Raw genomic sequence first — 8,066 nt, 5'->3', positions numbered from 1 at the left:
ACGAGATTCCGTTCTGAACCGACGCACGCGGGGGCGGTGCCCCCGCCCCGCCGGGAGGTGAAGCAACGCAGAGGCCGGGACGCCGAGCTGAGGGCGCCCGGCACCGGGCGCTTGTCTCAGCGCCCCGCGAGCGCGTCGCCCAGAAGCCGCACCACCACCTCGCCCGGCACGTCCGTCGCCACGAAGGCCTCGCCGATCGCGCGGGCCAGGATGAAGCGCAGGCGTCCGTCCATCACCTTCTTGTCCTGCGCCATCAGCGCCATCAGCGCCTCGGCCCCCGGCAACTCGCCCGGGATATCCGCCAGATCGACCTTCATCCCCATCGCCCTGAGATGCGCCCGCACCCGGCTCGGCGCCTCCTGGCTGCAAAGGCCGAGCCGCTGCGAAAGTTCGAAGGCGAGCGCGCAGCCGACCGCGACGCCCTCGCCGTGCAGAAGCCGGCCGGAATAGCCTGTCGCGGTCTCGAGCGCATGGCAGAAGGTGTGGCCGAGGTTGAGGAGCGCGCGCTCCCCCTCCTCGGTTTCGTCGCGCTCGACGATCCGCGCCTTCATCTCGACCGACCGGCGCACCGCATGCTGCCGGGCCGCCCGGTCGCCGGCGGCGAGCGACGGGCCGTTCGCCTCCAGCCAGTCGAAGAAGCGGGCATCGCCGAGTAGCCCGTATTTCACCACCTCACCGTAGCCGGAAAGGAAGTCGCGGGCGGGCAGTGTCTCGAGCACGGAGGTGTCGGCCAGCACCAGCGAGGGCTGGTGGAAGGCGCCGATGAGGTTCTTGCCGTGGACGGAGTTGATGCCGGTCTTGCCGCCGACCGAACTGTCGACCTGCGCAAGAAGCGTCGTCGGGATCTGCACGAAGCGCACCCCGCGCCGCAGCACTGCCGCGGCGAAGCCCGCGAGATCGCCGATCACCCCGCCGCCAAGCGCGACCACCACGTCGCGCCGCTCCACCTTCTGCTCCAGGAGCCAGTCGACCGCGCGCGAGAACTCCGCCCAGCCTTTCGTCGCCTCGCCGGGCGGCAGCGCGAGCGCCACCGTCTCGATCCCGCCGAGCCCCGCGCGGAGCGCCTCCAGATGGAGCCCGGCCACGGTCGTGTCGGTCAGGACCGCGACACGACGGCGGCGGAGCAGCGGCGCGACCTCCTCGCCCGCACGCGCAATGAGGCCCGCGCCGATGCGCACGTCGTAGCTGCGCGGCCCGAGATCCACGCGGACGGTGTCTGTCGTTTCTGTCATGTCGTCTCCAGGATATCCGGGCGGGACGCGAGTGCGGCGCGGACCTTCGCGGCCATCTCCTCGACCGAATATTCGGGGGCCGCCTCCACGATCAGCTGCGCCTCCGCATAGACCGGCGCGCGCCCGTCCAGGAGCGTGGCCAGCGTCGCCTTGGGATCGGCCGTCCTGAGAAGCGGGCGTGTCGTCTTGTGGCGCACCCGCTGCCACAGCAGCTCCAGGTCCGCCTTCAGCCAGACCGCCACCCCCTTCTCGGCAATGAGCGCGCGGTTCGCGGGCGACAGGAAGGCGCCGCCGCCGGTCGAGAGAACACAGGGCGGCCCGTTCAGGAGCCGCGCCAGCACCTCGCTCTCCCGCGCGCGGAAGAAGGCCTCGCCGTCGCGGCGGAAGATCTCGGTCACCGACATGCTGGCCGCGCGCTCGATCTCCTCGTCGGAATCGAGGAAGGGGACACCGAGCGCCCGGGCGAGCGCGGTCCCCACCGCGGTCTTTCCCGCGCCCATCATGCCGATGAGCACGACCGTCTTCCTCAGCACGCCGGTTCCCAACTCGGTCCCGTCTCCCTCCGGGCGGCCGGTGGCAAGTCCTCGCCCGGCCCGCGAACTTTCTGCCCTCAATGGCGTGAACTTGCCGCGAATGCCATATATAAATGCACACGGGGGGCGGCCCCCGCGACGGGCACGGGCAGGAAACAACAAGAAGACGGCAGGACCACATGTTGCGCATTCTCAAGGTCATCTTCATTCTCGCGGTCATGGGCTTCGCCGGTCTCGCCGGCTATGCCTATCTCGGCGACATGACGCCGGAGCGGAGCGAAGTCAGGACACCGGTCGAGCTGGATGTGCAGCGCTAGGGCCCTTCTCGTCGTCACCGTGCTTCTCGCCGTGCCGGCAGGGCTTGCGGCCGAGACCGCCCCGGGCGAGCCCTTGTCGGCGATCGACTGGCTGTCGAAATCCGTCGCGACGCCGGCGCTGATGCCCGCCCCGGCGCCGGCCGAGCCCCCCGTGGCGACGTCGGTCACGCAGGGGGCGATCAGCACCCTGCCGCTCGACGCCCCTTCGCTCGACGCCATCGGGCTGAGCTCGGTGGCACGGACGGGCCTGCCGCGCGATCTCTGGGGCACCACGGCCTCCGCCGACCTCGCGCGCATGATCCGGGCCGAGCGGGTGCACACGCTCCCGGCCATCCAGTCGCTGCTCTACAAGCTCCTGCTGGCCGAACTGAACCCACCCTCCGATTCCGACGGCCAGGGGACGGTCTTTCTCGCCCGCATCGACAAGCTGCTCGACCTCGGCGCACTCGACCCGGCGCTGGCACTTCTGGAACAGGTCGACCATCCGCCGCCCGAGGTCTTCCGGCGGCGGTTCGACATCGCGCTCCTGACCGGAGAGGAGGACCGCGCCTGCGAGGTCATGCGCGAGACGCCCGGCATTTCGCCGACCTTCCAGGCCCGCGTCTTCTGCCTCGCACGCGGCGGCGACTGGAACGCGGCGGCCCTCTCGCTCCGGACGGGCGAGACGCTGGGCTACATTCCCGCCGACATGGTGCCGCTGCTCGAACGCTTCCTCGACCCCGAACTCGCCGACGGGGCGCCGGACCTGCCGGTGCCCGCCCGCCCCTCGCCGCTTGACCTCAGGCTGATGGAGGCCATCGGCGAACCGCTCCAGACCTCGACCCTGCCGCTCGCCTTCGCCCATGCCGACCTCACGTCGAACGCCGGCTGGAAGACGCGGCTGGAGGCGGCCGAGCGGCTGTCGCGCACCGGGGCGATCGAGCCGAACCTGCTTCTGGGGCTCTACACCGAGCGTGAGGCGGCCGCCTCGGGCGGCGTGTGGGAGAGGGTGCGGGCCATTCAGGCGCTGGACCGCGCGATCACCGCATCGGACCGGGCGGCGGTGGCACGGGCGCTGCCCGTGGCCTGGCAACTCGTCGAGGCGCAGGAACTCGAGGTGCCCTTTGCCGCGCTCTTCGGCGAGGCGCTCGCCGGGATGGACCTCGAGGGCGCGGCGGGCGCGCGCGCCTTCCGGGTCGGGCTTCTCTCGGACGGATACGAGCGCGTGGCCAAGGCGAGGACGCCGCGCGACGGCAGCGAGGCCTTCCTGATCGGCCTGGCGACCGGCGATGGAGCGGGCACGGTTCCGCCCGACCAGATGGGCGCGGCGATCAAGGCGGCGTTCACCGGCACCGCGGGACCGACCCAGGAATTCGCGGCGCTGATCGACGAGCGGCGGCTGGGCGAAGCGCTCCTGAAGGCGATCGACCAGATCACCGACGGCGCCCGCGGCGACCTCAGGGACGTGACCGAGGGGCTGGCCTTCCTGCGCCATGTCGGGCTCGAGACGACGGCGCGGCGGGCGGCGCTGGAACTCGTGCTCCTGGAACGGCGAGGCTGACGATGGCGGCTCCCGCCCCGGACCGCGAGGCCGCGCGCTGGATCTCGGCCTTCCTCGAGGCGCAGGCGGCGGAACTCGACGCCGCCCGCAACACGCTGCTTGCCTATGGTCGCGACCTGAAGGACTTCGCGTCCTGGCTCGCCCGGCGCAAGCTCGACTTCGCCCGCGCGACCCGCGCCGACGTGGAAGCCTATCTCGTCGCCTGCGACGCCGAGGGGCTTTCCCGCGCCACCCGCGCGCGCCGGCTCTCGGCCATCCGCCAGCTCTACCGCTTCGCCTATGACGAGGGTTGGCGCGCCGAGAACCCCGCGATCCAGATCGCCGGCCCCGCCAGGGCGGTGCACCTGCCGAAGGTCCTGACGGTGGAGGAGGTGGACCGCCTCCTCGCCGCGGCGCGCGCCTCGGGCCGAAGCCCGGCCGAGCAAATCCGCAACACCTGCCTGATGGAACTCCTCTACGCAACGGGGATGCGGGTCAGCGAACTCGTGACCCTCCCCGTCGCGGCGGCGCGGGGGGATCCGCGGATGCTGATGGTGAAGGGCAAGGGCGGCAAGGAACGCATGGTCCCGCTTTCTTCCCCTGCCCGCGCGGCGCTGGCGGCCTGGCTCGCCACCCGCGACGCGGCCGAGGAGGCCGCGCGGATCGAGGCGCGTCAGCCGCCCTCGCGGCATCTCTTCCCCGCGCGCGGGCGCGACGGGCATCTGACCCGGCAGGCGTTCCACGGTCTGCTGAAGGACCTCGCGGCCGCCGCCGGCATCGCGCCCGCGCGGGTGACCCCCCACGTCCTGCGCCACGCCTTCGCCACCCATCTCCTCGCCGGCGGCGCCGATCTTCGCGTCATCCAGACGCTGCTCGGCCACGCCGATGTCTCCACCACCGAGATCTACACCCATGTCCTCGACGAGCGGCTGCGCGCGCTCGTGCTCGAACATCATCCCCTCGCCCGCGAGTGAGCGCGGCGCGGCCGCTTGAAGGCGGCGGGCTGCGCGGCGATAACGGAGCGAACGAAAGGACGCCCCCCTGATGACCGCCGACCTCATGCTCGACACGACGACCTGGCTGACCGCGGGCGCGATCGTGGTGCTTCTCCTGATGTCTGCCTTCTTCTCGGGCTCGGAGACGGCGCTGACGGCCGCCTCGCGCGGCAAGCTCCGGGCGCAGGCCGACAAGGGCAACACCGGCGCCGAGATCGCGCTGAAGCTGAAGGAGGACGGCGAGAGGCTGATCGGCGCGATCCTGCTCGGCAACAACGTCGTCAACATCCTTGCCGCCTCGCTCGCCACCGCGCTCTTCACTCGGCTCTTCGGCGCCAACGGCGTGGCGGTCGCCACCATGGTGATGACGGCCCTCGTCCTCGTCTTCGGTGAGGTCCTGCCCAAGACCTACGCGATCACCAGCCCCGAGACGGCGGCCACCCGCCTCTCCCGGCCGATCCGCGTGCTGGTGCGCGTGCTCAGCCCCGTCGTCGCCGTCGTCCGCACCGTGGTGCGTGCCTTCCTCATGCTCTTCGGCGTCAGGACCGACCCGGACAGCCACATCCTTTCCGTCCGCGAGGAAATCATCGGGGCGCTCGCCATCGGCCACTCCGCCGGCAGCGTCCAGAAAGAGGACCGCGACCGCCTCCTCGGTGCGCTCGACCTCTCGGACCGGACGGTGGAGGAGATCATGCGCCACCGCAGCCAGATCCAGATGCTCGACGCCGACGCGGCACCCGACGCGCTCATCAGCCAGGTGCTCGCATCGCCGCACACCCGCCTGCCGCTCTACCGCGGCGAGCGCGAGAACATTGTCGGCGTGATCCACGCCAAGGACCTCCTGCGTGCGGTCGAACGGTTCCTGCTGACCGGAGACGGCGATCTCGATTCGGTCTCCGACCTCGACATCCTGAGCGTGTCCAAGGCGCCCTACTTCGTGCCCGAGACCACACCCCTCGACGAGCAGATGCGCGAGTTCCTGAAGCGCCGCACCCATTTCGCGCTCGTCGTGGACGAATACGGCGAACTTCGCGGCCTGATCACGCTCGAGGACATCATCGAGGAGATCGTCGGCGAGATCACCGACGAGTTCGACATCGATGCCGAGCATCCGCTGAAGCGGACCGAGGCGGGCGACTACATCGTCGACGGCGCCATGACGATCCGCGACCTCAACCGCGCGACCGACTGGGTGCTTCCCGACGACGAGGCCAACACCATCGCCGGCCTCGTCCTGCACGAGGCCCAGGTGATCCCGAACGAGGGCCAGGTCTTCTCGTTCCACGGCTTCCGCTTCGAGGTCGTCCAGCGCAAGGAAAACCGGATCACGCGGCTGAAGATCCGGCCGCTCTGAGCCTCACCGCGACTTGAAGAGCGAGCCGAGGATGCCGCGCACGATGGCCTGCCCGGTCCTCGTGCCAAGCTGGCGCGCGAGGCTCTTGCCGAAGGTCGCGGCGACGCTGTCGGAACGCGAGGAGGACCGCCGCGCCGTCGACCTGCCGACCTCGGGCGCCTCGTAGCGGCGGGCCTGCTTCAGCTCGCGAAGCTCCTCCTTCATCCGGTCTTCCTCGGCCGCCGCCTCCGCGGCCGCCTTCGCGGCCTCGGCGGCGCGCGTCTGAAGCCGCTCGAAGGCCGAGTCGCGGTCGGTCACGGTGTCGTACTTGAAACCGAGCCCCGAGCCGGAGATGACCGTGCGCCGCTCCTCGTCGGTGATCGGGCCGAGCCGGCTCGCCGGCGGGCGGACCAGCGTGCGCTCGACCATGCCGGGCACGCCCTTGGCCTCGAGGAAGGACGTCACGGCCTCGCCGGTCCCCACTTCCTTGATCGCGGTCTCGGTGTCGAACCGGGGGTTGGGGCGGTAGTTCTCGGCCGCGCGGGCAAGGTCGCGCTGATCCTTCGCGGTGAAGGCGCGGAGCGCGTGCTGGACCCGGTTGCCGAGCTGGCCGAGGATGTCGTCGGGCACATCCGCGGGGTTCTGGGTGATGAAATAGACCCCCACCCCCTTGGAGCGGATCAGCCGCGCGACCTGCTCTACCTTGTCCACCAGCGCCTTGGGCGCGTCGTCGAAGAGCAGGTGCGCCTCGTCGAAGAAGAAGACGAACTTCGGCTTCTCCGGGTCGCCGACTTCGGGCAGGTCCTCGAAAAGCTCCGACAGGAGCCAGAGCAGGAAGGTCGCGTAGAGCCGGGGCGAGCCCATCAGCCGGTCGGCGGCGAGGATGTTCACCTGGCCGCGCCCGTCCGGCAGCACCCGCATCATGTCGGCGAGGTCGAGCGCGGGTTCCCCGAAAAGTCGTGTGCCGCCCTGGTTCTCCAGCACCAGCAACTGCCGCTGGATCGCCCCCACCGTCGCCGGCGAGACATTGCCGTAGCGCAGGCCGATCTCCGCGGCGTTCTCGCCGATCCAGACGAGCATCGCCTGCAGGTCCTTGAGATCGAGAAGCGGCAGCCCCTCCTCGTCGGCGAGCCGGAAGGCGATGTTCAGGACCCCCTCCTGCGGCTCCGACAGGTCCATCAGCCGCGAGAGGAGCAGCGGCCCCATCTCCGTCACCGTGGTGCGCACGGGCGTGCCCTGTTCGCCGAAGAGGTCCCAGAAGGCAACCGGGAAGGACTGGTATTGCAGGTCGTAGCCGATCGTGGCGCAGCGCTTCATGAAGGCGTCGTGGAGCTTCGCCTCGGCCGAGCCGGCCATCGCCAACCCGGCGAGATCGCCCTTCACGTCCGACAGGAAGACCGGCACGCCCGCGGCGGAAAACGCCTCGGCGAGGATCTGCAGCGTCACCGTCTTGCCGGTGCCGGTGGCCCCGGCGATGAGCCCGTGGCGGTTGCCGTACTTCAGAAGCAGTTGCTGCGGCGTGGCGTAGCCCTCGCCGCCGCCGCCCACGAATAGTCCACCGTCCGTCAACACCTTGATCCCTCGCCTCAAACCGGTCTTGGCGAAACAATACATCCTTAACCCTGCCGTGCCAGTGTCGATTGCATCCGGGCGCGCCGTCCTCGGCGCCGGGATGTTGCTTCCTCCCTGTCTGACTGGCCGCGCGGGCTCTCCTGCGCGGTTTTTTTCGTTCAGAATCAGTTTCGTGGCGCTGCAATTTTTCCGGTTGACGCAAGGATGCGAAGGCAATAGCGTGCGGGCCAATGACTAAGTCGGCCTGTCCGACAGGGAGCGAAAGTATTGGAAAGGGCCCCCAACGGGGCCCTTTTTTCGTCTCCCCGCGGGCCCTTGCCGCGCGCTCGGCAGAAAGCCGCTGTCCGCGCCGGCCGGCGCTTTCGCCGCTGACACTGGCGGATCGCCATGCTAAACGCGGCGCGAAATTCCCATGGACGAACGGAAAGAACCCATGCCCGCACTTCTCCGCCCGCTGAGCCTCGCCGCTGCCCTTCTCGCCTGCCTGCCCGCCGCGGCGCAGGAAGCGACGCAGCCGGCCCCGGCGACCGACACCGGTACCGCGGCGGGCAGGCAGGCGAGAAGG

At 70.4% G+C, this 8,066-nt stretch carries 7 protein-coding genes; 4 read left to right on the top strand and 3 right to left on the bottom strand.

Annotated features, from left to right (window positions below; all coding sequences use genetic code 11):
• Window positions 1-116: 116 nt before the first annotated feature.
• On the bottom strand, window positions 117-1,232 hold the full coding sequence (gene aroB, locus F9K34_RS15170) for a 3-dehydroquinate synthase (protein WP_291337950.1): 1,116 nt from the start codon (window positions 1,230-1,232) through the stop codon (window positions 117-119).
• A complete protein-coding gene (locus F9K34_RS15165; RefSeq protein ID WP_291337949.1) occupies window positions 1,229-1,777 on the bottom strand; it encodes a shikimate kinase in 549 nt (182 codons plus the stop codon). Before F9K34_RS15165 ends, aroB begins: the two co-directional genes overlap by 4 nt.
• Window positions 1,778-1,944: 167 nt before the next feature.
• Here F9K34_RS15165 and F9K34_RS15160 point away from each other — a divergent pair, with 167 nt between their 5' ends.
• From F9K34_RS15160 to F9K34_RS15145, 4 genes are all read left to right on the top strand, one after another.
• On the top strand, window positions 1,945-2,082 hold the full coding sequence (locus F9K34_RS15160) for a hypothetical protein (protein WP_291337948.1): 138 nt from the start codon (window positions 1,945-1,947) through the stop codon (window positions 2,080-2,082).
• Window positions 2,069-3,622 (top strand): hypothetical protein, encoded by a 1,554-nt coding sequence (locus F9K34_RS15155; protein ID WP_291337947.1) that lies wholly within the window; start codon window positions 2,069-2,071, stop codon window positions 3,620-3,622. Before F9K34_RS15160 ends, F9K34_RS15155 begins: the two co-directional genes overlap by 14 nt.
• A gap of 2 nt (window positions 3,623-3,624) precedes the next feature.
• Window positions 3,625-4,575, top strand: coding sequence for a tyrosine recombinase (locus F9K34_RS15150; protein WP_291337946.1), 951 nt, complete (start codon window positions 3,625-3,627; stop codon window positions 4,573-4,575).
• A 70-nt stretch (window positions 4,576-4,645) separates the two neighbouring features.
• Window positions 4,646-5,950 (top strand): HlyC/CorC family transporter, encoded by a 1,305-nt coding sequence (locus tag F9K34_RS15145; protein WP_291337945.1) that lies wholly within the window; start codon window positions 4,646-4,648, stop codon window positions 5,948-5,950.
• A gap of 3 nt (window positions 5,951-5,953) precedes the next feature.
• Here the strand turns inward: F9K34_RS15145 and F9K34_RS15140 are convergent, their stop codons facing one another.
• Window positions 5,954-7,543 carry a helicase HerA-like domain-containing protein gene (locus F9K34_RS15140; protein WP_291337944.1) on the bottom strand — a complete coding sequence of 530 codons (1,590 nt, stop codon included), beginning with the start codon at window positions 7,541-7,543 and terminating at the stop codon, window positions 5,954-5,956.
• Window positions 7,544-8,066: the final 523 nt, after the last annotated feature.

Origin of the sequence: Albidovulum sp. (assembly GCF_008933605.1) — a bacterium.
In the GTDB taxonomy this organism is placed as follows: Bacteria; Pseudomonadota; Alphaproteobacteria; order Rhodobacterales; family Rhodobacteraceae; genus Albidovulum.
This window is presented reverse-complemented; position numbering and strand designations above follow the sequence as displayed.